Origin of the sequence: Flagellimonas meridianipacifica (assembly GCF_003001695.1) — a bacterium.
Classification (GTDB): Bacteria; Bacteroidota; Bacteroidia; order Flavobacteriales; family Flavobacteriaceae; genus Flagellimonas; species Flagellimonas meridianipacifica.
In genome coordinates this window covers 81,932-102,649 of sequence record NZ_PVYX01000002.1, presented here as the reverse complement: position 1 = coordinate 102,649, position 20,718 = coordinate 81,932, and the positions used below count along the sequence as shown (strand labels likewise).

General features: G+C 40.1%; 21 protein-coding genes. 5 read left to right on the top strand and 16 right to left on the bottom strand.

Features of this window, described 5'->3' with window-relative positions; all coding sequences use genetic code 11:
- Positions 1-12: 12 nt before the first annotated feature.
- The 11 genes from rpsC to rpsL all read right to left on the bottom strand — a co-directional run bounded on the left by rpsC (position 13) and on the right by rpsL (position 7,320).
- Positions 13-735 (bottom strand): 30S ribosomal protein S3, encoded by a 723-nt coding sequence (rpsC, locus tag CLV81_RS10300; protein WP_106145057.1) that lies wholly within the window; start codon positions 733-735, stop codon positions 13-15.
- 9 nt (positions 736-744) lie between these two features.
- Positions 745-1,152 carry a 50S ribosomal protein L22 gene (gene rplV, locus CLV81_RS10295; protein WP_106145056.1) on the bottom strand — a complete coding sequence of 136 codons (408 nt, stop codon included), beginning with the start codon at positions 1,150-1,152 and terminating at the stop codon, positions 745-747.
- A 7-nt stretch (positions 1,153-1,159) separates the two neighbouring features.
- A complete protein-coding gene (gene rpsS, locus CLV81_RS10290) occupies positions 1,160-1,438 on the bottom strand; it encodes a 30S ribosomal protein S19 (protein ID WP_106145055.1) in 279 nt (92 codons plus the stop codon).
- Positions 1,439-1,450: 12 nt separating this feature from the next.
- A complete protein-coding gene (gene rplB, locus CLV81_RS10285; protein ID WP_106145054.1) occupies positions 1,451-2,275 on the bottom strand; it encodes a 50S ribosomal protein L2 in 825 nt (274 codons plus the stop codon).
- A gap of 9 nt (positions 2,276-2,284) precedes the next feature.
- Positions 2,285-2,575: a 50S ribosomal protein L23 gene (gene rplW / locus CLV81_RS10280; protein ID WP_106145053.1), complete on the bottom strand. Its 291-nt coding sequence runs from the start codon at positions 2,573-2,575 to the stop codon at positions 2,285-2,287.
- 7 nt (positions 2,576-2,582) lie between these two features.
- Positions 2,583-3,212 (bottom strand): 50S ribosomal protein L4, encoded by a 630-nt coding sequence (rplD, locus tag CLV81_RS10275; protein ID WP_106145052.1) that lies wholly within the window; start codon positions 3,210-3,212, stop codon positions 2,583-2,585.
- Positions 3,212-3,829: a 50S ribosomal protein L3 gene (rplC, locus tag CLV81_RS10270; RefSeq protein ID WP_106145051.1), complete on the bottom strand. Its 618-nt coding sequence runs from the start codon at positions 3,827-3,829 to the stop codon at positions 3,212-3,214. Before rplC ends, rplD begins: the two co-directional genes overlap by 1 nt.
- A gap of 159 nt (positions 3,830-3,988) precedes the next feature.
- The gene (gene rpsJ / locus CLV81_RS10265) at positions 3,989-4,294 is read right to left on the bottom strand and encodes a 30S ribosomal protein S10 (RefSeq protein ID WP_007094989.1); all 306 of its coding nucleotides are present in this window, start codon (positions 4,292-4,294) and stop codon (positions 3,989-3,991) included.
- Between the two features lie 13 nt (positions 4,295-4,307).
- A complete protein-coding gene (gene fusA / locus CLV81_RS10260) occupies positions 4,308-6,437 on the bottom strand; it encodes an elongation factor G (protein ID WP_106145050.1) in 2,130 nt (709 codons plus the stop codon).
- Between the two features lie 8 nt (positions 6,438-6,445).
- Positions 6,446-6,922: a 30S ribosomal protein S7 gene (gene rpsG / locus CLV81_RS10255; protein ID WP_106145049.1), complete on the bottom strand. Its 477-nt coding sequence runs from the start codon at positions 6,920-6,922 to the stop codon at positions 6,446-6,448.
- A gap of 23 nt (positions 6,923-6,945) precedes the next feature.
- Positions 6,946-7,320, bottom strand: a complete 375-nt coding sequence (gene rpsL, locus CLV81_RS10250) for a 30S ribosomal protein S12 (RefSeq protein ID WP_031445118.1) — start codon at positions 7,318-7,320, stop codon at positions 6,946-6,948.
- A gap of 499 nt (positions 7,321-7,819) precedes the next feature.
- Between rpsL and CLV81_RS10240 the strand changes: the two genes are divergently transcribed.
- From CLV81_RS10240 to CLV81_RS10230, 3 genes are read left to right on the top strand one after another with little or no spacing between them, the layout of a single operon-like run.
- Positions 7,820-11,092 (top strand): SusC/RagA family TonB-linked outer membrane protein, encoded by a 3,273-nt coding sequence (locus tag CLV81_RS10240; protein ID WP_106145047.1) that lies wholly within the window; start codon positions 7,820-7,822, stop codon positions 11,090-11,092.
- A 16-nt stretch (positions 11,093-11,108) separates the two neighbouring features.
- Entirely contained in the window at positions 11,109-12,821 is a 1,713-nt protein-coding gene (locus CLV81_RS10235; protein WP_106145046.1) for a SusD/RagB family nutrient-binding outer membrane lipoprotein, read from the top strand.
- A 15-nt stretch (positions 12,822-12,836) separates the two neighbouring features.
- A complete protein-coding gene (locus CLV81_RS10230) occupies positions 12,837-13,880 on the top strand; it encodes a hypothetical protein (RefSeq protein ID WP_106145045.1) in 1,044 nt (347 codons plus the stop codon).
- A gap of 66 nt (positions 13,881-13,946) precedes the next feature.
- Here CLV81_RS10230 and CLV81_RS10225 read toward each other — a convergent pair whose 3' ends face one another.
- Positions 13,947-14,708, bottom strand: a complete 762-nt coding sequence (locus CLV81_RS10225; RefSeq protein ID WP_106145044.1) for a hypothetical protein — start codon at positions 14,706-14,708, stop codon at positions 13,947-13,949.
- Positions 14,709-14,879: 171 nt separating this feature from the next.
- Between CLV81_RS10225 and rlmB the strand changes: the two genes are divergently transcribed.
- Positions 14,880-15,617, top strand: a complete 738-nt coding sequence (gene rlmB, locus CLV81_RS10220; protein ID WP_106145043.1) for a 23S rRNA (guanosine(2251)-2'-O)-methyltransferase RlmB — start codon at positions 14,880-14,882, stop codon at positions 15,615-15,617.
- A 1-nt stretch (position 15,618) separates the two neighbouring features.
- Here the strand turns inward: rlmB and CLV81_RS10215 are convergent, their stop codons facing one another.
- On the bottom strand, positions 15,619-16,356 hold the full coding sequence (locus CLV81_RS10215) for a rhomboid family intramembrane serine protease (protein ID WP_106145042.1): 738 nt from the start codon (positions 16,354-16,356) through the stop codon (positions 15,619-15,621).
- Positions 16,357-16,475: 119 nt separating this feature from the next.
- On the opposite strand from CLV81_RS10215, the gene CLV81_RS10210 reads away from it, so the two are divergent.
- Positions 16,476-17,753: a replication-associated recombination protein A gene (locus CLV81_RS10210; RefSeq protein WP_106147455.1), complete on the top strand. Its 1,278-nt coding sequence runs from the start codon at positions 16,476-16,478 to the stop codon at positions 17,751-17,753.
- Here CLV81_RS10210 and CLV81_RS10205 read toward each other — a convergent pair.
- The 3 genes from CLV81_RS10205 to CLV81_RS10195 are packed head-to-tail and all read right to left on the bottom strand — an operon-like array spanning position 17,750 to position 20,697.
- Entirely contained in the window at positions 17,750-18,673 is a 924-nt protein-coding gene (locus tag CLV81_RS10205; protein ID WP_106145041.1) for a hypothetical protein, read from the bottom strand. The genes CLV81_RS10210 and CLV81_RS10205 overlap by 4 nt on opposite strands.
- Positions 18,674-18,685: 12 nt before the next feature.
- Positions 18,686-20,146, bottom strand: coding sequence for a DUF5723 family protein (locus CLV81_RS10200; protein WP_106145040.1), 1,461 nt, complete (start codon positions 20,144-20,146; stop codon positions 18,686-18,688).
- Positions 20,143-20,697: a hypothetical protein gene (locus CLV81_RS10195; RefSeq protein ID WP_106145039.1), complete on the bottom strand. Its 555-nt coding sequence runs from the start codon at positions 20,695-20,697 to the stop codon at positions 20,143-20,145. The genes CLV81_RS10200 and CLV81_RS10195 overlap by 4 nt, the downstream gene beginning before the upstream one ends.
- Positions 20,698-20,718: the final 21 nt, after the last annotated feature.

Genomic DNA, 20,718 nt, shown 5'->3' with positions numbered 1-20,718 from the left:
ACTTTATCTTAATTACTTTCTACGGCGTTGTTGTCTCTTTCCTCCACCATCTTGCTTTCCACCTTTTCCTTGGCTCTTGGATAGTCCAACTAGGGGAGAAAGCTCTCTCTTTCCGTACACTTCACCTTTCATAATCCAAACCTTGATACCCAATCTACCATAGGTAGTGTGAGCTTCAACTAGGGCATAATCCACATCAGCTCTAAACGTTGATAATGGAATTCTACCTTCCTTATAGGACTCTGAACGTGCCATTTCAGCTCCATTCAAACGTCCAGAGATTTGAATTTTGATTCCTTCAGCATTCATACGCATTGCAGCAGCAATCGCCATTTTAATGGCTCTACGGTATGAAATTCTACTTTCAATCTGTCTGGCAACACTCGCAGCAACCAAGTTGGCATCCAACTCTGGTCTTTTGATTTCGTGAATGTTGATTTGAACTTCTTTGTTGGTAATTTTCTTAAGCTCTTCCTTAAGTTTATCAACCTCCTGACCACCTTTACCAATAATGATACCTGGACGAGCCGTAGTAATGGTAATTGTAATCAATTTTAAAGTTCTTTCTATAATAACCCTAGACACACTAGCCTTGGCCAAACGTGCGTGGATATACTTTCTGATTTTGTCATCCTCAGCCAGCTTATCGCCGTAATCATTGCCTCCGTACCAGTTGGATTCCCATCCTCTGATAATTCCTAAGCGATTTCCTATCGGATTGGTCTTCTGTCCCATAATTCTGTTCTAGCTTTGAACGTTATTGTTAGCTTCCAATACCAAGGTTACATGGTTGGAACGTTTTCTAATTCTATGCGCTCTACCCTGAGGTGCTGGACGCAATCTTTTCAACATAGTTCCACCGTCCACACGGATTTCCTTGATGAAAAGGTCTGCATCTTCAATGCTAGCTTCCTCATTCTTAGCTTCCCAATTGGCAATAGCTGAAAGCAATAGTTTTTCCAATCTTCTTGATGCCTCTTTTTGGTTGAACCTCAAAATAGCCAAAGCCATTTCAATTTGCTTTCCTCTGATCAGGTCAGCTACCAATCGCATTTTTCTTGGCGAAGTTGGGCAATTGTTCAACTTTGCAAAAGCAAGTTGCTTTTTCTCAGCCTTGATTCTTTCGGCCATTTGTCTTTTACGAACTCCCATTGCTTACTTACTTTTTACCTTTGTTTTTAGCTCCTGCATGACCTCTAAAAGATCGTGTAGGTGAAAATTCTCCTAGTTTGTGACCTACCATGTTCTCAGTTACATATACAGGAACAAATTGTCTCCCGTTGTGCACTGCGATGGTTTGTCCTACGAAATCAGGAGTGATCATTGAAGCTCTTGACCAAGTTTTGATCACGGTCTTCTTTCCTGATTCTATATTGTTCTGTACTTTCTTTTCCAGACTGTGGTGAACGTATGGTCCTTTTTTTAATGAACGTGCCATTTCTCTTTACTTTTATTTCTTTCTACGTTCTACAATGTATCTATTGGAATCCTTGGTCTTAGAACGAGTTCTAAATCCTTTAGCTGGAATACCGTTCTTAGATCTTGGGTGACCTCCGGAAGCCCTTCCTTCACCACCTCCCATTGGGTGATCAACTGGGTTCATGGCTACTGGTCTAGTTCTTGGTCTTCTACCTAACCATCTGCTTCTACCTGCTTTACCAGATACCAACAATTGGTGGTCAGAGTTGGAAACTGCCCCGACAGTAGCCAAGCAATTGGCCAATATCATTCGAGTTTCACCAGAAGGCAATTTAATAGTAACAAACTTTCCATCCTTCGCCATCAATTGTGCAAAAGTACCAGCACTTCTTGCAATAACAGCACCTTGACCAGGCCGAAGTTCGATACAGGAAATAATTGTACCTAAAGGAATTTCGCTCAATGGCAACGCGTTACCAATTTCTGGAGCAGAGTTGGAACCGGAAGAAATCTTCTGGCCTACCTGCAATCCGTTTTGTGCAATCACATATCGCTTCTCACCATCTTTGTACTCCACCAATGCGATAAAAGCTGTTCTGTTGGGATCGTACTGGATAGAAACTACAGTAGCTTCAACACCTTGCTTATCTCTTTTGAAATCGATAATACGATACCTTCTTTTATGACCCCCACCTCTGTGGCGCATGGTCATTTTTCCTTGACTGTTCCTACCACCCGACTTTTTTAACGGAGCGATCAAACTCTTCTCCGGCTTATCAGTAGTAATCGCGTCAAATCCGTTTACTACTCTAAAACGCTGTCCAGGGGTTATCGGTTTTAATTTTCTAACTGACATCTCTTGTCCTTATAGATTGCTGTAAAAATCAATAATATCTCCTTCGGCAACATCCACAATCGCTTTTTTCAAAGCGTTGGTTTTACCGTGTTGGATACCTGTTTTTGTATATCTAGACTTACGGGTTGGACCGTAATTCATAGTTCTTACTTTTTCCACAGATACACCATAAGTGGCCTCAACCGCTTCTTTGATTTGGATTTTGTTGGCACTTGGGTCAACGTAGAATCCATAACGATTGAAAAGCTCGCTATCCGCGGTCATTTTTTCCGTAATGATTGGCTTTATCAACACACTCATGATACTCTTATTTCTTTAAGTTCGATTCAATTCCTTCCAAAGCACTCTCGGTCAACACAATGCTATTCGCATTTACTATTTTATAAGTGTTCAATTCAGAACTGTTGATTACCTCGGAACGTTCCAAGTTGCGTGAAGACAAATACACATTGTCATTTGCACCTCCCAAAACGACCAAAGACTTGTTATTCTCAATTCCCAAAGAAGTCAAGAACGATACGAAATCCTTTGTTTTAGGGGCTTCAAAATTGAAATCCTCAACTACAACTAAAGATTTCGCTTTAGTTTTTTGGCTAAGAGCAGATTTTCTGGCCAAACGCTTCACATTCTTGTTAAGCTTTTGGTTATAATCTTTAGGTCTAGGACCAAAGATTCTACCACCTCCTCTAAAAACAGGAGACTTGATGCTACCTGCACGAGCCGTACCAGTACCTTTTTGCTTCTTGATTTTTCGAGTACTTCCAGCAATCTCAGCTCTTTCTTTGGCTTTATGATTACCTTGTCTCTGGTGTGCCAAATATTGCTTTACATCCAAGTAAATAGCATGCTCATTAGGCTCTATTCCGAAAACATCGTCAGAAAGGTCAACCTTTCTTCCTGTTTCTTTTCCCGTAATATCTAAAACTGCTACCTTCATTACTTCTCGATTGTTACGTAAGCATTTTTGTGACCCGGAACAGCACCTTTCACTACGATAAGGTTTTTCTCAGGAACCACTTTCAATACTCTTAAGTTTTGAACTGTAACTCTTTCTCCACCCATTCTACCGGCCATCTTCATTCCTTTGAAAACGCGAGCAGGATACGATGCAGCACCAATGGAACCAGGAGCTCTCAATCTGTTGTGCTGACCATGGGTTGCTTGTCCAACACCTCCAAAGCCATGTCTTTTAACGACACCTTGAAATCCTTTTCCTTTTGATGTACCTACTACATCAACAAACTCTCCTTCAACAAATAGATCAACACCAACAGTGTCTCCCAATTTGTATTCACCTTCAAAATCACGGAATTCAACGACTCTCTTTTTTGGAGAAGCACCTGCTTTTTTAGCATGACCTAATTCGGCCTTGTTTGCACGTCTTTCTGCCTTGTCATCGAAACCGAGCTGAAGGGCACTGTACCCGTCTACCTCTTCGGTTCTGACTTGGGTAACCACGCATGGTCCTGCTTCCAAAACGGTACATGGGATGTTCTTCCCATTCTCGTCGAAAATGCTGGTCATGCCGATTTTTCTTCCTATTAACCCAGACATATTATTACTTATTTATTATTCAGTTTTAAAAGCCAATTTCTTGGCAAAAAAATTGGGTCAAAGAAAAGATTCTGTGACCCAGATATTTTTCTTTTTCCCGTTTTTCCCTCGCCCGCAGCTCAGGACATGTTCACCCCTATTTTCTAAGGGCGTGCAAATCTACACTTTTATTTCGACTTCTACACCACTTGGAAGCTCTAATTTCATTAAAGCATCAATAGTTTTTGAAGAAGAACTGTAAATATCAAGCAATCTCTTGTATGAACTCAACTGAAATTGCTCTCTAGATTTCTTGTTCACGTGAGGTGAACGTAAAACTGTAAATATCTTTTTGTGCGTTGGTAATGGAATTGGTCCAGTTACAACAGCACCTGTTGTCTTTACCGTTTTCACAATTTTCTCAGCAGATTTATCCACCAAATTGTGGTCGTAAGACTTTAATTTAATTCTAATTTTTTGACTCATCTTGCTGAATATTTTAAGCGGTTACCCCTTTTACAGATTTGATTACTTCCTCTGCAATGTTAGAAGGAGTTTCTGCGTAATGTGAAAATTCCATAGTAGACGTTGCTCTACCTGAAGACAACGTTCTCAAAGAAGTTACGTATCCGAACATTTCAGATAATGGTACTTCAGCTTTTACAACTTTAGAACCAGCTCTATCATCCATATTGTTTACTTGACCTCTTCTTCGGTTCAAGTCCCCTACGATGTCACCCATGTTTTCTTCTGGAGTCAATACCTCCAATTTCATAATAGGTTCCATCAACACAGCTCTTGCAGCTCTTGCAGCTTCCTTGTATCCAAGTTTAGCAGCAAGTTCGAAAGAAAGAGAATCAGAATCCACAGGGTGGAAAGAACCATCTTTTAGGGTAATCTTCATACTATCCATCTCGAATCCAGCCAAAGGACCATTCTTCATAGCCTCCTTGAATCCTTTTTCTACGGATGGGATATATTCTTTAGGAATGTTACCTCCTTTTATCTCATTAATGAATTCCAAACCAGCACCAGCCTCTTCACTTGCAGGCTCCATAACAAACACAATGTCCGCGAACTTACCACGACCACCGGTTTGCTTTTTGTATACCTCTCTGTGATTCGCAACTGCAGTCAAGGCCTCTTTATATTCAACCTGAGGCTGACCTTGGTTCACTTCAACCTTGAACTCACGTCTCAAACGGTCAACAATAATATCCAAGTGAAGCTCACCCATACCAGAGATAATGGTTTGACCAGAAGCTTCATCAGTCTTAACTTGGAATGTAGGATCTTCCTCAGCCAATTTGGCCAAAGACATACCCAATTTATCTACATCAGCTTTAGTTTTAGGCTCAACCGCGATACCGATTACGGGATCAGGGAAATCCATACTTTCAAGCACAATAGGATGCTTCTCCGAAGACATGGTATCACCAGTCTTGATATCCTTAAATCCTACAGCAGCTCCAATATCCCCGGCTTCAATATATTCAATAGCATTCTGCTTGTTGGAGTGCATTTGGTAGATACGTGAGATGCGCTCTTTCTTACCTGAACGGTTATTCAAGATGTAAGAACCAGCATCCAAACGACCAGAGTATGCTCTAAAGAATGCCAAACGACCTACGAAGGGATCAGTAGCAATCTTAAACGCCAAAGCAGAAAAAGGCTCTTTTGGGTCAGGCTTTCTGGTGATTTCCTCACCAGTAGCAGGATCCGTACCTATGATATCATCCTTATCCAAAGGAGAAGGTAAGTAACGGCAAACTGCGTCCAACAAGAACTGCACCCCTTTGTTTTTAAATGAAGAACCACAAACCATAGGGATGATGGCTCTATCCATGACCGCAGCTCTCAACGCCGCATGCACTTCCTCTTCTGTTATAGAATCTTCATCTTCGAAGAACTTTTCCATCAAAGCTTCATCGTACTCTGCTACTGCTTCAATTAAAGCGGCTCTATACTCTTTTACCTCAGCTTCCATCTCAGCAGGAATATCGATAACATCAAACGTAGAACCAAAGTTGTCGTCGTGCCACACAATAGCCCTGTTCTTAGCAAGGTCAACAATACCTTTAAAGTCAGCTTCTTCACCAATCGGTAACACAATTGGCACCGCATTAGAGCCCAACATCTCACGAACCTGCTTACACACATTCAAGAAGTTGGAACCTTGACGGTCCATTTTATTTACGAAACCGATACGCGGTACTTTGTAGTTATCAGCTAGCCTCCAGTTAGTTTCCGATTGTGGCTCAACACCGTCAACCGCACTAAACAAGAAAACCAACCCATCCAAAACACGTAAAGAACGGTTCACCTCAACGGTAAAGTCAACGTGTCCGGGAGTATCAATAATATTGAAATGGTAGTCTTTGGCATCAGAAGTAGGTTTACCCTGCTCCGTTGGAAACTGCCAGGTACAAGTTGTAGCGGCCGAGGTAATGGTGATACCACGCTCTTGTTCCTGCTCCATCCAGTCCATTGTTGCAGCACCATCATGCACCTCACCAATCTTGTGACTAACACCTGTATAAAAAAGAATACGTTCTGTTGTTGTGGTCTTACCAGCATCAATATGAGCTGCAATACCAATATTCCTTGTGTATTTTAAATCTCTTGACATTGTATTGACTAGAATCTAAAGTGTGAGAATGCTTTATTGGCCTCAGCCATTTTGTGTGTATCTACTCTTTTCTTAACTGCAGCACCTTCTTCTTTGGCAGCAGCCAAAATCTCAGCAGCCAATTTTTGAGCCATGGATTTCTCATTACGCTTTCTAGCATAACTAATCAACCACTTCATAGCAGTAGAAATTTTTCTATCAGGACGAATCTGCATTGGTATTTGGAATGTGGCTCCACCTACTCTTCTACTTCTTACCTCAACGTGTGGCATAACATTTGAAAGTGCATCCTTCCAAAGTTCAAGAGCAGTTTTTTCTTCGTCCGTGTTCTTTTCGTCAACGATGTCTATGGCATCGTAAAAAATTCTGTAGGCAACGGATTTTTTTCCGTCCCACATCATCATATTGACAAAACGTGTTACCAGTTGGTCATTGAACCTTGGGTCTGGCAACAACGGTCTTTTTTTTGCCTGTCTTTTTCTCATCTCTTCTTCTTAAAAGTGTTTAATTACTTTTTAGGACGCTTTGCACCATACTTTGATCGTCTTTGGGTTCTTCCTGCTACTCCAGCAGTATCCAAAGCCCCTCGAACAATGTGGTATCGCACACCAGGCAAATCCTTTACTCTTCCACCTCTTACCAATACTATCGAGTGCTCTTGGAGGTTGTGACCTTCTCCAGGGATGTATGCATTTACCTCTTTACCGTTCGTTAACCTAACCCTAGCAACTTTACGCATTGCAGAATTTGGTTTTTTTGGCGTAGTAGTGTAAACACGCGTACAAACCCCTCTTCTTTGAGGACACGAATCCAAAGCAGCCGATTTACTCTTCTTGGTAATTGTGACTCTTCCTTTTCGTACTAATTGTGAAATTGTTGGCATTAAAATTTCTTTATAAAATCAAAACAACCCTCGTTTTGAGGGGTGCAAATGTAGTGATTATTAGGAATAAATCAAATGGTCCTTATCTTTTTTAGAAGAATAATTAATAGGTAGCAGACCATTTAGCACTTGGTTTAAAAAACATTGAATGATTTGGTGAATATCATCTCAGAATTAAAACCTTGATTTTAAGAAGAGGAAACAGTGGTTTTATCCTTTCAGGCTTTCAATTATTACAACCCAAAAATTCAAAACTATACCTTATATATTTATTCTATCTGAGGTTAAAAGAGCCCCGTATTTAAAAAAAGTGGGGATCCCCCGTCTTTTTTGACAAATCCTCAAAAAGAAGAGCGACAATTGTGTTTTTTCTAAACTTTGCGAACTTTTTTGATTCCTTTCCAAATTCTTAAGGAATTCTAAAATTTTATCTAAAATCCTTTGGATTATTAACATGAAATTATGACTTTAGGGCCAGCTAATTCAAATAATTAAAGTAATGAGAACAAAACTTAATGGATTGTTAACGCTACTATTGGCGTTTGTTGTGCATCTTTCCTTTGCACAAGACAAGACGATTTCAGGTACGGTTACAGATTCCGACGGTCTGCCGCTTCCTGGAGTTAACATTGTCGTAGAAGGTACCAGTAATGGTACTCAAACAGATTTTGACGGGAATTACTCTATTTCGGCAAGCGTGGGCCAGACACTTCTTTTTACCTACATTGGTCAAAAAGAGGTAAGACGTACTGTTGGTGCTGGAAATACCGTCAATGTCCAAATGGAGGAGGATGCCCAAGCTCTTGAAGAGGTAATCGTTACAGCCCAAGGTATTAAAAGAGAGAAACAAGCTCTGGGATATGCTGTATCAGAGGTGGGAAGCGAAGCCTTAGAGCAGAGAACAGAAGGTGATGTTGGTAGAGTTTTGACTGGTAAGGCTTCTGGTCTTAACATTACTCAACAAAGTGGTTTATCAGGTTCTGGAACCAATATCATCATCCGTGGCTTTAGTTCCTTTAGCGGGAGCAACCAACCACTCTTCATTGTTGATGGCGTACCGTTTTCCAGTGACACTAATAATGTAGGGGGTATCGATGGTGATGATGATGATGACTTTATCGATGGTAACTCAGGTTCAAGCCGATTTTTGGATTTAGATCCGAACAACATAGAGAGTGTAAACGTTCTTAAAGGTTTGGCTGCAGCAACTCTTTATGGTACTTTGGGACGTAATGGTGTAATATTGATTACTACAAAGAATGGTTCCTCTGCAGGGGCGGTAAAGAAAAATGAGATTACCGTAACCTCCTCCCTTTTCTTTAATGAAATTGCATCCTTGGCAGATTATCAAAACCAGTTTGGAAATGGTTTTGACCAAGCTTTTGGATGGTTCTTCAGTAACTGGGGACCTAGTTTTGAAAGAGATGGTGTCGCAGGTTGGATTAATGGTGTAGATTCAAGAGACAATGTAGGTTTTAATGACGATGGTACCTTGGCTCACCCATACTCTACCGCTGCAAGCGCCACTGGTATTCCTGATGCGTTCCCTGAGTTTGCAGGAGTTCGATATGAATGGAGACCTTACAATAGTGTTCCTGATTTCTTTAGAACTGGAACCGTTAAGTCCAACTCCATTAATATTAGAGGAGCTTCTGACGATGGAAAAGTATCATATAACGCTAACTTCGGTCATTTAGATGATGAAGGATTTACTCCTGGAAATAATCTTAGAAGATATACAATAGGACTTGGGGGTAGAGCTATCCTTTCCAACAAGTTCACTGTAGCTGGTACATTGAACTTCTCAAACACGGATTTCCGTACTCCTCCAGTTGCGGCCAGTGTGGGTAACGGAGCATTGAACCAGGCAACGGGTTCATCGGTTTTCGGAGAATTATTCTTTACGCCTAGAAGTGTGGATTTAATTGGATTACCTTTCCAAAACCCACTTGATGGTTCAAGTGTTTACTACAGACAGAATAACAGTATTCAACACCCATTATGGACCGTTGCCAACGCTAAAGTGCAGCAGGTAACCAATCGTGTATTTGGTAATATGTCCTTGACCTATAATTTTAATGACAACCTTAATTTATTATACAGATTTGGTTTAGATGTATTTAGTGAGAATAATGTAAACCAACAAAATGCGGGAGGAAGAGGCCAACCAAATGCAGAACTGATAAGTGGTTTCTACCAAACTTGGAACAATACCAACACCATCTTGAACCATGACCTTATCTTGAATGGAGATTATGACCTTACTGACCAAGTAGGTATGACATTCAACGCTGGTATTACTTCCAGAAGAGAAGTTTTGGATAGAAATGGTGTAGCAAGTAGCGGTCAGCAAGTATTTGATGTTTTTAGACATGTGAACTTTGCCAACCAAAATGAGATTCAGTTCTTTCAAGAAAGAAATATTGCTGGAGCTTTTCTTCAAGCAGATTTTGATTATGACAGATGGATTTTCTTGACATTGGCAGGAAGAAATGACTGGGTATCAAACTTGGATATCGAAAATCGTTCAGTTTTTTATCCCAGTGCGAGTGTGTCCTTCATTCCAACAACTGTTTTTGACGGTTTGAAATCCGAAAAAGGAATAAATTACTTAAAACTTAGAGCAGGTTTTGGGACATCTGCAAACTTCCCAACTGGATTCCCTGTTGCTACAAACCTTAATATCAACACACAGTTCTTCCAAGATGAAGGTGTGGATATCGTAACAAACTCGGTAGGAAACAGACTTGGTAATCCTGACTTGCAGCCAGAACTTTTGCAGGAGTTTGAAGTGGGTATTGAGACCAGGTTATTCAACAATATAGTTTCGTTGGAAGCTTCATATTACAGTAGAACTACGGAAGATTTGATTGTAGACAGACCGTTAGATCCTTCCACTGGATTTACAAGACAGCAGACCAACGTTGGTGAAATCAAAGGTGACGGTTTGGAGATTGACTTAGGATTAAATCTGTTCAATAGTCAGGATGAAGGTGGTTTCAGCTGGAACGTGAATGGTAACTTCACTACCAACAATGCAACCGTAGAAGATTTAGGTGCCGACACAGACATCATTGTATATTCTGGATTCAATGATATTGGTAATGCGGCCATAGAAGGAGAACAGCTGGGTGTTTTAGTAGGTACTCGAATAGCCCGTAATGAAAATGGAGAATTCTTGGTTGATAGTGCGGGTGATTATATTGAAGAACAAGGACAGTTTGTGATTGGAGATCCAAACCCAGATTGGATTTTGAATGTGAACAACAATATTTCTTACAAGAACTTTACATTCTCATTCCTGTTGAACTATACGCAAGGAGGAGACATCTACTCTAGAACAATTTCAACTCTACTGGGTAGAGGTTTGACTACTGATACAGTGGATAGAATCAACACCTTTATCCTACCAGGGGTTCAGGAATCCGATGGAAGTCCAAATACTAAGCAAATCAATAACTCTACATTCTACTTCAATAATGTTTTGTTTGGTCCGGATGAGTTAGGGGTTTATGACGGAACTGTAATACGTTTACAAGAGGTTTCCTTAGGATATTCCTTGCCTAAAAAGTTCTTGGATAAGACACCTTTTGGATCTTTGAGCATAACAGCAACTGGTTTGAACCTGTTCTATGATGCACTTAACGTTCCAGATGGAACTAACTTCGATCCTAACCAAGCTGGTTTGGGTGTAGGTAACGGTAGAGGATTTGATTTCTTGGCTGGACCTAGTGCAAGAAGATATGGTCTAAGTGTAAAAGCCACATTCTAAATTAAAAAGATTAACAATGAAAAGAATATTTAAAAAATTTGGTTCAAGTGCACTCATCGCAACCTTGCTACTAGTAGGTTGCGAAACCATTGAACTTGATCTAACAGATAATCCAAACGAATTGAGTTTGGATCAATCGAGCGCAGACCTTCTTTTGAATTCAATTCAAGTAGACTTTGCAACGTTTGTAGAACTAATGGGTCAAAATGGCGGCGACTTGGTACGTATCGGTTATTTAAACGGACGTAACTATCAGAACATTGCCAACCTGAATCCTGTACAGCTCAACTTGGAATGGAACATCGCTTACCAAGGTGATAACGGTGAAACCTTACCTTCTGGCCTAGAGGTAAACGGTATATTGGCCGATATTAGAGCATTAGCTCCGGTAGCAGAAGCTAATGAACTGTTTAGACATACGGCCATTGCCCAATTTATCGAAGCCTATACTATCGTGACTTTGGTGGATTTCTTTGGAGATATACCATATACAGAAGCAATTCAGGCTACTGCTGAAACTCCAATACTTAATCCTAATGTGGATTCTGGAGCTAGTATTTATGAAGCAGCTTTGGGGTTACTTAGCTCGGCCATTGCCAATTTTGAAAGAGATGTAATCACCGAGCCTCAAAATGATTTTTATTACGGAGGTACTTGGAGTAACTGGGTTAAAGCTTGTAATACTTTGCGAATGAAAATATATTTGCAAAGCAGATTGGTTGATGGAAGTGCAGTAGCTAGTTTTAACGCTATTGTTGCAGAAAACAACTTTATTGATGAAACCGCAGAGGACTTACAGTTCCAATGGGGAACCAATTCCATTCTTCCAGATGCCAGACATCCAAGATATGCTGATAACTACACACCTTCTGGAGGTGCAGATTATTTGCCAAACTGGTTGATGAACCTTATGGACACATCTGATGATCCTAGAATTCGTTATTATTTCTACAGACAGGTTAATGCTGTTCCAGGTGCAGAGATTCCACCTAACGAGGAGACTTTAGCATGCGGATTGGAGCCAATACCTGCCCATTATGCAGATGGTAATTTCACCTTCTGCGTGCTTCCAAACGGATATTGGGGTAGAGATCATGGACAGAATGCTGGTATTCCACCTGATGGGTTCACAAGAGCCGTATATGGAGTTTATCCTTCTGGTGGTATTTTTGACGATAGTAGCTTTGAAGGACTCTCTGTTGGTGATGGTGGCGGTGGTGCCGGTGTCACTCCAATAATGCTAGCCTCATGGGTTGACTTTATGCAAGCTGAGGTAGCGATGGTTGAAAATGATACTGATGGAGCAAGACAGTTCATTTTAGACGGTTTAGATAAGTCAGTAACTAAGGTTCAATCCTTCATCTCTTTGGATGCATCAGCTAACGGTGCTTTTGCTCCTTCAGACATGGATATTTCAGACCACAGTAGCGACATTAGTGATCTTTTTGATGCTGCGGATATGGATGGAAAATGGGATGTTCTTGCAGAGCAATTTTTGATAGCGATGTTTGGTAATGGTATTGATGGGTACAACTTCTACAGAAGAACTGGTTTCCCAACAACCTTTCAGCCTAATCTAGAACCAGAACCAGGATCTTATATTAGGTCTTTGAACTACCCGGCGGACTTTGTGAACAACAATTCTTCTGTGGATCCAAAGCCAAATCAAACGATTCAAGTCTTTTGGGATAACAATCCGGCTTCACCCACATTCCCAATAGCTAACTAAAATTTGACGCAGACAATGAAAACAAACAATAATAAAATAGCAGTATTAAGTTTAGCACTAGCTACACTATTTGCCTGTGAATCGGACGACAAGATTGTTGATACCATTTTGGAGGAAGTTGGCACCGGTGCTATTATTAGAACTATAGATGAAGACAATGATTTGGTCTACAATGACATCACTACTTCTTTTGATGCAGGATCAGTATACACCCTTGTACTGGAAGAGCAGGATGAGGAAGAAGGAGCTTTGCTTGAAAGTGTAGAAATCTTTGTTAACTTCGATGACCGCTCTTTTGAGGAAGCTGGCGATGCCGACGATATGACTACCTCGGAAGTGCCTTTACGTACTCTGCAAGCCAGTGACTTCAGTACTGGAGATAGAGGACTACCTCAAATAACGGTAACTTTTACATCGGACGAATTAGTTTCTACAACAGGAATTGATGAAACAATGATTATAGGTAAAGATCGTTTTGAGTTTCGTTTGGTACTTAATTTAACCAACGGAGAGACTTTTACGAACACAGATGTTGGTGGGCCAGTAAGTGGTGGTGCTTTCTTCTCAGCGCCATTTGAGTATTTTCCAGTAATTGAATGTTCTATTACCGAAAGTTTGGCTGGAACGCACTCCTACGTAACGACAGGTATTCTTCCTGCTCCCGGTGGAGGCGGTATGTGCTCTGGGGCAGACTTGAACGGTACTGTAACTTGGACTGAGGATTCAAGTGGTGTTTATATTTCCTCAGACATGAGTTTTGGACAATTTGAGGATTGTTATTCAGGAAGAGGAGCTGCAACAGGAGAACAGATTACTATTGAATGGGACTGCACAGAATTGACACCAGATGGTGAAGTGGTTCTCAATGAGGGTGTTGTTGTCCCCAATGATGATGATGATTCTGACACAGAGTTGACGTATTCCTATAGCATTACCAATGTTACTGGTGCGGATATGACCATTGAATTTTCAAATTCAGCCGGTGATAGAGGAACTGTTGTGTTGACCAGAGAAGGTGGTGCAGATTGGCCTGTTATCTTTACTGCAAATAACGAATAACCATTTTTTTAATACCAACAAAAAAGGCCATCCACAAGGATGGCCTTTTTTATTCTCTCTAGTTTTCTATAATGTATTGTAATACCTAAACACTTTGGCGACGTCAGCAGTTTCTTTAAGGTTCAACCTATTTTTAGAAACAAACTGTTTTATTTTTTTACTGGCCTCAGGTTCATTATCGAACAGCGCATATACTTCCTTCTTTGAAGTTTTAAAAAATTGTATTTCTTCTTCATCCCCATTTTTCTTACCCAAAAACAACTGTCGCGATTCAACAAAACGATTGGGTACATTAAGTTCTAAAGAAGTTCTTGCCTCTTTTCCTTCTTTAAAAAGTTTTGTCTGTCTTTCATATAGAATCATATCTTCTAAATCTGCCAAGATAAAAAGATAACCTTGCTTAAACTTTCCTTTCTTGTCATTATAGCTTTTGAATTTAGCTGTTTTTCCATCGAGTACGCAATATATGTCCTCACGCGGAAGTAGGACTTGGGTCTCTTCATTATTGGTTGTAGGTTTGATTTCGAACTGATCTCGAAAACCATCATATCTTAGAAACAAGACTCCTTCGATTCCATCCCCACTGTAAATTGAAGCTTTCCTATAGTCCTCATGAAAATAAGCAGAACCTTGTATCTTGATTTTCTTTTCTATAGGTTTTTGATTCCTTACTTGTTGAAACGCAAAATCCAGTCTCGGATTCCTTCCTGAAGCATCCAAATCTGCATTGGATGCACTAAAATTTGATGCTCCCAACTGGGCGGTTGATATCGTACTGACCGCCAATGCCAATGACAGCAAGTAGACTTTTCCATTTACTCTTTTCATTTTGACCGTGTTTTTAATCTGAATTAGCTTGAGTAGAACTGAATGGACAAAATATATCTACTATAATTGCCCTTTGTTGCTTTACTTTGCATTTTAAGGTACAAATTATCCCAGTTATTCTATTTAATTGAATGTTAATAAAACTCGGTCACCGAATCTAGTGTAGAAAAAATGGAAAAAAAATCCCAAGTATACGGGTTGCGGGCAATCATCGAAGCAGTTGAAGCAGGACAGGCAATTCAAAAAGTATACCTGCAAAAAGGTCTTAAAGGAACTCTCGCACAAGAACTGGAGTCTTTGCTTCGCAAAGAAAATATTAGCACCTCTTATGTACCTGTTGAAAAACTAAATCGATTGAGCAAAAACAATCATCAAGGGGCGATTGCCAATATATCACCTGTTTCGTTCAGCGACTTTGAAACAATGGTGGAAAAAGTGGTTCAAGAAAAAAAAGAACCATTTTTCCTATTGTTGGATGGTGTAACCGATGTGAGAAATTTTGGAGCTATTATTCGTACTGCCGAGTGTTGCGGAGTGGATGGTATTGTTATTCCCAAACAAGGTTCCGCACCTGTCACTGATGATACAGTAAAAACATCAGCAGGAGCGGCGTTCAGTGTACCCATTGCCAAGATAGGCCATTTGAAGGATGCCATTTTTTACCTACAATCAAATGGAATAAACATTGTTGCAGCAACCGAAAAATCCAAAGATGATTTGTTCGATTTGGATGTTTCTGGACCATGCGCTATTGTTATGGGTGCTGAAGACACTGGGATTTCACCATCTATATTAAAAGCGGCTGACAAAAGGGCCAAAATTCCCCTAATGGGCAAAATCGGCTCACTAAATGTTTCCGTGGCCTGTGGTGTTTTTTTATACGAAGTGGTAAGACAACGCCTGAATTAAATCATGGCTCCTTATCCTCACCAGGCTTAAAATGATACCTTATTTCAAGTTGGTCGTTAGTTCTCTCCAGCTTTTCTGATGTACCTATAAAATTGCCATCGGCATCAAAATGCTGTAGAAATGGATCACTTTTCTCATCGAAATCCTCCTTTTCCCAATCGTATTTTTTCTCTTGGGGTGCATAAACTTTAAGGAGCAAGGCCAACAAAAGACCTGTTAGAAAACCTGAAAGATGACCTTCCCAAGAAATACCGTCCTTTACAGGGAAAATGTACCATATCATACTTCCGTACACAAAGACCACAATTAGTGAAAGTGCTACCAATCGGTAATGTTTCGTAAAAATACCTTTGAAGAAAATAAAACTGGCCAGTACATAAATCAAGCCACTTGCCCCAATATGGTATGATGGCCTACCAATGACCCATGTTAAAATCCCAGAGCCCAAAACCCCAAGCAACAATACACGGAAAGCTACTGTTCTATAAAAAAGAAAGAGAAAAAAAGTCAATACCGCCAAAGGAATGGTGTTATTGTACAAATGCTCGACCGAACTATGGATAAAGGGACTAAAAAATACCCCTTTCAAACCTGAAGGACTTCTAGGCTGTATACCCCAGTGGTTGAAATTGAAATCAAAACGTACTTCTGCCCAATATACCATCCAGATTGCTAAGACCGCAAATAGCGGTACCAAGAGCGTCTTTTCCGATATCTTGAGCATTTTAGAGTCTTTCATCTCAGTATTTGTTTCAATTTCCTTTCCACAGTAGTGAAATGGACAAATTGTCGGTTTTGATGATTTGTCTTACCAAACTACTAAATCCTAGAGTAAAAAATTGTTTTACTTTTAGTATTATGAACGAACCACTAGCGGAACGCGTACGGCCCAAAACACTTGAAGGTTATATTAGCCAACAACATTTGGTGGGTGAAAATGGAGCTCTTACCCAACAAATAAAGAATGGAACCCTTCCGTCCTTGATTCTTTGGGGACCGCCTGGAACGGGTAAAACTACTTTGGCTCAGATTATGGCAAACGATAGTAAAAGGCCATTTTATACCCTTAGTGCCATAAATAGTGGAGTAAAAGATGTTAGAGAGGTAATTGAAAAAGCCAAACAGAGTGGTGGCCTTTTTACTGCTAAAAATCCGATTCTGTTCATTGATGAAATTCATAGATTCAGTAAATCCCAGCAAGACTCATTATTAGGTGCTGTGGAGAAAGGATGGATTACCTTAATCGGTGCAACGACAGAAAATCCAAGTTTTGAAGTAATACCGGCATTATTGTCCAGATGCCAAGTTTATGTACTGAACCCCTTTACCAAAGAAGATTTAGAAGCCTTACTAAAAAGGGCGATTCAATCGGATGTGCTCTTAAAATCCAAAGAAATAAAATTAAAAGAAACAGAGGCTTTGTTGAGATTATCGGGTGGCGATGGAAGAAAACTGCTGAACATCTTCGAACTTATCGTCAATTCTGAGACTTCGGAACCCATTACCGTTACTAATGAAATGGTATTGCAAAAGGTTCAAAAAAACACGGTGCTCTATGACAAAACCGGAGAACAACATTACGATATCATATCTGCGTTTATCAAATCCATTCGTGGTAGTGACCCCAATGCAGCGGTGTATTGGCTAGCGCGTATGATTGAAGGTGGTGAGGACGTAAAGTTCATAGCCCGAAGGATGGTGATTTTGGCGTCCGAAGATATAGGAAATGCCAATCCAACTGCCTTAGTACTGGCCAACTCAACATTTCAAGCCGTAAATACCATTGGTTACCCCGAAGCACGAATCATTTTAAGCCAATGTGCGACCTATCTTGCCAGTTCCCCCAAAAGCAATGCAAGCTACATGGCCATAAATAAAGCTCAACAGACTGTCCGTCAAACAGGAGACTTATCAGTTCCTTTGGAAATACGAAATGCTCCCACACAATTGATGAAAGAGCTTGAATATGGAAAAGGGTATCAATATGCCCATGACCATGAAAACAATTTTGTGGAGTTTGAATTCTTACCTGAGGAGCTTTCAGGTACTACATTCTACAACCCAGGAGGAAATCCGAGGGAAAACGGTATGCGTAATTTTCTGAAGGAACGATGGAAGGGAAAATACGGATACTAGAACTTAATAGTAAGTTCTTCAACCATCATTACCCCATTTTCAACATATTCTAAACGCCATTTCCCATCTTTTTGAAAAACAACCCCTGCTTTGTCACCTTCTGAGACCAAGTAAAAATCCTTAACAGAAGTCTCCACCAGTTTATATCTAATTTTTGGAGAACTGTCCACCAATTGAAATCCATTTTGAGTGGGTTGGGCGTACAATAGACCCGATATGCCAGATTTAGGTTCTATAGCTTTATAGGTTTGATTCTCCGTTGTATATTCATGTTCAAGTACCACTTGTTTTGATTCTTCGGCCTCAGCGGTTTCTTTGGCTTCGTCATCCATCATTGCTGGTTTAGGTTTAATAGCCTTATAAACTTGTTCTTCCTGAGTTGCCTTTTGTTCCAAAATAACATCTTTCGATTCTTTTTTCAACGTTTTGACATCGTTTTTGAAATTCAATATCAAAGTTTCCTCTTTCGAAGATTCCGTTTTTTCATTCCTTGGTTGATATTGGTAATTTATGCCGTCCAAAGAAACAAAAGCTTGTTGGATAGCTTCCGAATAAGCGGCCCTAAACTCTTTCAACTTACTTTTGCCTTCAACAGTCCTAAATACTTCAACAGACCGACAATCCTTGAATACGATAGAAACTCTAGTGGCAAAAAGTGAAGAAATATCTTGCAAGCTAGCTATCAAACCTAGGCACCTATCGCTAAACAAATCATCAGGTAAGGCATCATCATATACCACATTAAATCCTTTTTCAGTCAACCAATACTTTATATAAGTGCTAGTTTGATGCATGTTCTCTTTTCTAAAGTTATCAAACTTTTTAGGCACAATAATGTACTTGTAGTCATTGAACTGAGCGAATACACTACAACTCATTACTATTGTAAACACTAGGGATACGAAACATTTGGTTTTCATGATAAACGGTAATCAATTACCGTTCCAAGATATGATATTAAATCCAAATTGGAGGGATGCGTAGTGACTATCCGCCACATTTCTGTATGCCAAGAGATTATCCCCTAGAATATAGAAATTGATAGGCCCTGCCTGAAGATTTAAACCCAATCCAACATTTGAGAATGAATATTTATCGACAGTGTAAGCCCCTTTTATGGATAATGACCTGCCAAATCTTCGTTGATAAAATCCGGTAACTGCTGGTTGTATTCCTAAAGGTCTTTTTTGAAGAAATAACTGCCCTCCAATACTATTGCGATAATACTGTTCACTCCTTCCCCCTACTACGTTTATTGCACAACCACAGTCTATTGTTGAAGTCTTGGAGCTACCTTCGCCAAAATCGTATCGGATTGAGCCATAAGCCTTAACCGGCCTAAAGGAAATGTAGCCATTGCTATTCTCATCGTAAGGGACCGCTGCCTCTATTTCATCTATCAACTCTTGCCATAAATCCGTTCCTAAGTTATCAACGTCCTCAGGTAAGAAAACATTGATTCCTTCATTGGATGCAGCACCTTCTAAAGTGAAGTTTCTTACATCTTTCGTATTGTAGATGAAACCTACATCCAAGATACTTGCAGTTATTGTAGTCTGTTCGTTCAGTTTATAGGTAAATCCGGCATCGAAGCCCAACCCAAGGTTTCCTCCCAGCAATGCCCTTCTGGTAAACAAGTTTCGCGTGTCTCTCCTTCTAGTACCAGTACCTTGATCTATGATATCCAAAAATTCATCCACTCCGGCGGTTTGAAGTTGCATATCGGCCTCAATTGAGTTTTCTAAAATGTTCTGTTCTCCTGGAGAAGTTCTGAATGATCCCGAATTATTGGTGGACTTAAAATTGAAAATACTGGAATATAGCTTAGCCCTGACCCCTACAGTAAGTTCCGAATCTATTTTCCGGTTGATGCCAAAGTGGAGCACGTTCAACATTTCTCCCCGCACGTTAAGGTGACCCAGGTCAAAGCTGCTACCAATATTGGCCCCTCCATTGCCTTCAAAGGCGAGTATGGCCAAATCTCGAGGCCAGTATACTATAATATCGGTCTCACCATACATACCAAAACTGTAGTAATCATCAGGCCTGTTTCTACCCCTGAAACCAACATTGAAAACCTCTATTTGGCTCGTGCTGCTAAAATCATCACGACGGCTCAAGGAATTAATTGCTCTTTCCCTTACTTTGATATTAAAATCTATACCGTCATTGGCAAATAAATCATTTACCGTTACGCCACTAGTTGCCGCTTGGAAAGAAATTCCGGATAAAACGGGAATGCCAACATGCCATTTTTCATTGGCTTTGACCCCAGGATTTACCATTAGGGATTGGGGAATTTCATAGAAATCGTAAAGTAGTTGCTTGTTTTGAGCACTTAATATGTAGGTTCCAAGCAAGGGAACCAATGCCAGACACTTTAACCACCTCATTCCACTAATTCGAATATAAATTCAGCAGCCGATTGCATGGTAACCCTAGCGTCTTGTTCTGGTGAGACACTCACGGTATCACCAAGGTTTCTTCCCGTTACCCGAATACTTGCAGTGTTGATTAAAATATCAAGTGGTTTTCCGTTTGGACCGTATTCCACATTTCGAGTTTGCGTTTCATTGGGGCCTTGGGCAATATTGAAATTTTCAAAATCCAACACATTATCACCAGCATCCAAAAACTCTACAATTATATTTAGGGGTTTGCTGGTTGTGTTCTCAAACTCATATGTTATGGTACCTTCGAGCAATCTTTCTGCAACAAATTGTTCACTAAACGCCTCAAAAATGAAAGTTTGGGTATAAAAAGTGTTAACGGCCGTTAATGTGTTTATAAAGTCCTCATCTGCTACAAACGAAAAAATACTAGAGGCAACGGCAGGATTGATGTTTAAATCATCAAATTGGTCAAAATCTTGTTCCTCCGAACAAGAAAGGCATAAAATCAAGGGAATCACCAAGGTGAATAGTAAGGACAAGGTGGGTCGCATGGTCGCAATTCTTTTATAAAA

What these genes read in the sequence shown, in the direction of transcription:
- CLV81_RS10215 (WP_106145042.1), bottom strand. Translation starts at nt 16,356, where the DNA reads ATGAAAGACTCTAAAATGCTCAAGATATCGGAAAAGACGCTCTTGGTA.
- rplV (WP_106145056.1), bottom strand. Translation starts at nt 1,152, where the DNA reads ATGGGAGTTCGTAAAAGACAAATGGCCGAAAGAATCAAGGCTGAGAAA.
- rlmB (WP_106145043.1), top strand. Translation starts at nt 14,880, where the DNA reads ATGGAAAAAAAATCCCAAGTATACGGGTTGCGGGCAATCATCGAAGCA.
- CLV81_RS10195 (WP_106145039.1), bottom strand. Translation starts at nt 20,697, where the DNA reads ATGCGACCCACCTTGTCCTTACTATTCACCTTGGTGATTCCCTTGATT.
- rplC (WP_106145051.1), bottom strand. Translation starts at nt 3,829, where the DNA reads ATGTCTGGGTTAATAGGAAGAAAAATCGGCATGACCAGCATTTTCGAC.
- fusA (WP_106145050.1), bottom strand. Translation starts at nt 6,437, where the DNA reads ATGTCAAGAGATTTAAAATACACAAGGAATATTGGTATTGCAGCTCAT.
- rpsJ (WP_007094989.1), bottom strand. Translation starts at nt 4,294, where the DNA reads ATGAGTCAAAAAATTAGAATTAAATTAAAGTCTTACGACCACAATTTG.
- CLV81_RS10235 (WP_106145046.1), top strand. Translation starts at nt 11,109, where the DNA reads ATGAAAAGAATATTTAAAAAATTTGGTTCAAGTGCACTCATCGCAACC.
- CLV81_RS10205 (WP_106145041.1), bottom strand. Translation starts at nt 18,673, where the DNA reads ATGAAAACCAAATGTTTCGTATCCCTAGTGTTTACAATAGTAATGAGT.
- CLV81_RS10200 (WP_106145040.1), bottom strand. Translation starts at nt 20,146, where the DNA reads ATGAGGTGGTTAAAGTGTCTGGCATTGGTTCCCTTGCTTGGAACCTAC.
- rpsG (WP_106145049.1), bottom strand. Translation starts at nt 6,922, where the DNA reads ATGAGAAAAAGACAGGCAAAAAAAAGACCGTTGTTGCCAGACCCAAGG.
- rpsS (WP_106145055.1), bottom strand. Translation starts at nt 1,438, where the DNA reads ATGGCACGTTCATTAAAAAAAGGACCATACGTTCACCACAGTCTGGAA.
- CLV81_RS10210 (WP_106147455.1), top strand. Translation starts at nt 16,476, where the DNA reads ATGAACGAACCACTAGCGGAACGCGTACGGCCCAAAACACTTGAAGGT.
- CLV81_RS10225 (WP_106145044.1), bottom strand. Translation starts at nt 14,708, where the DNA reads ATGAAAAGAGTAAATGGAAAAGTCTACTTGCTGTCATTGGCATTGGCG.
- rpsL (WP_031445118.1), bottom strand. Translation starts at nt 7,320, where the DNA reads ATGCCAACAATTTCACAATTAGTACGAAAAGGAAGAGTCACAATTACC.
- rplB (WP_106145054.1), bottom strand. Translation starts at nt 2,275, where the DNA reads ATGTCAGTTAGAAAATTAAAACCGATAACCCCTGGACAGCGTTTTAGA.
- rplW (WP_106145053.1), bottom strand. Translation starts at nt 2,575, where the DNA reads ATGAGTGTGTTGATAAAGCCAATCATTACGGAAAAAATGACCGCGGAT.
- CLV81_RS10230 (WP_106145045.1), top strand. Translation starts at nt 12,837, where the DNA reads ATGAAAACAAACAATAATAAAATAGCAGTATTAAGTTTAGCACTAGCT.
- rpsC (WP_106145057.1), bottom strand. Translation starts at nt 735, where the DNA reads ATGGGACAGAAGACCAATCCGATAGGAAATCGCTTAGGAATTATCAGA.
- rplD (WP_106145052.1), bottom strand. Translation starts at nt 3,212, where the DNA reads ATGAAGGTAGCAGTTTTAGATATTACGGGAAAAGAAACAGGAAGAAAG.
- CLV81_RS10240 (WP_106145047.1), top strand. Translation starts at nt 7,820, where the DNA reads ATGAGAACAAAACTTAATGGATTGTTAACGCTACTATTGGCGTTTGTT.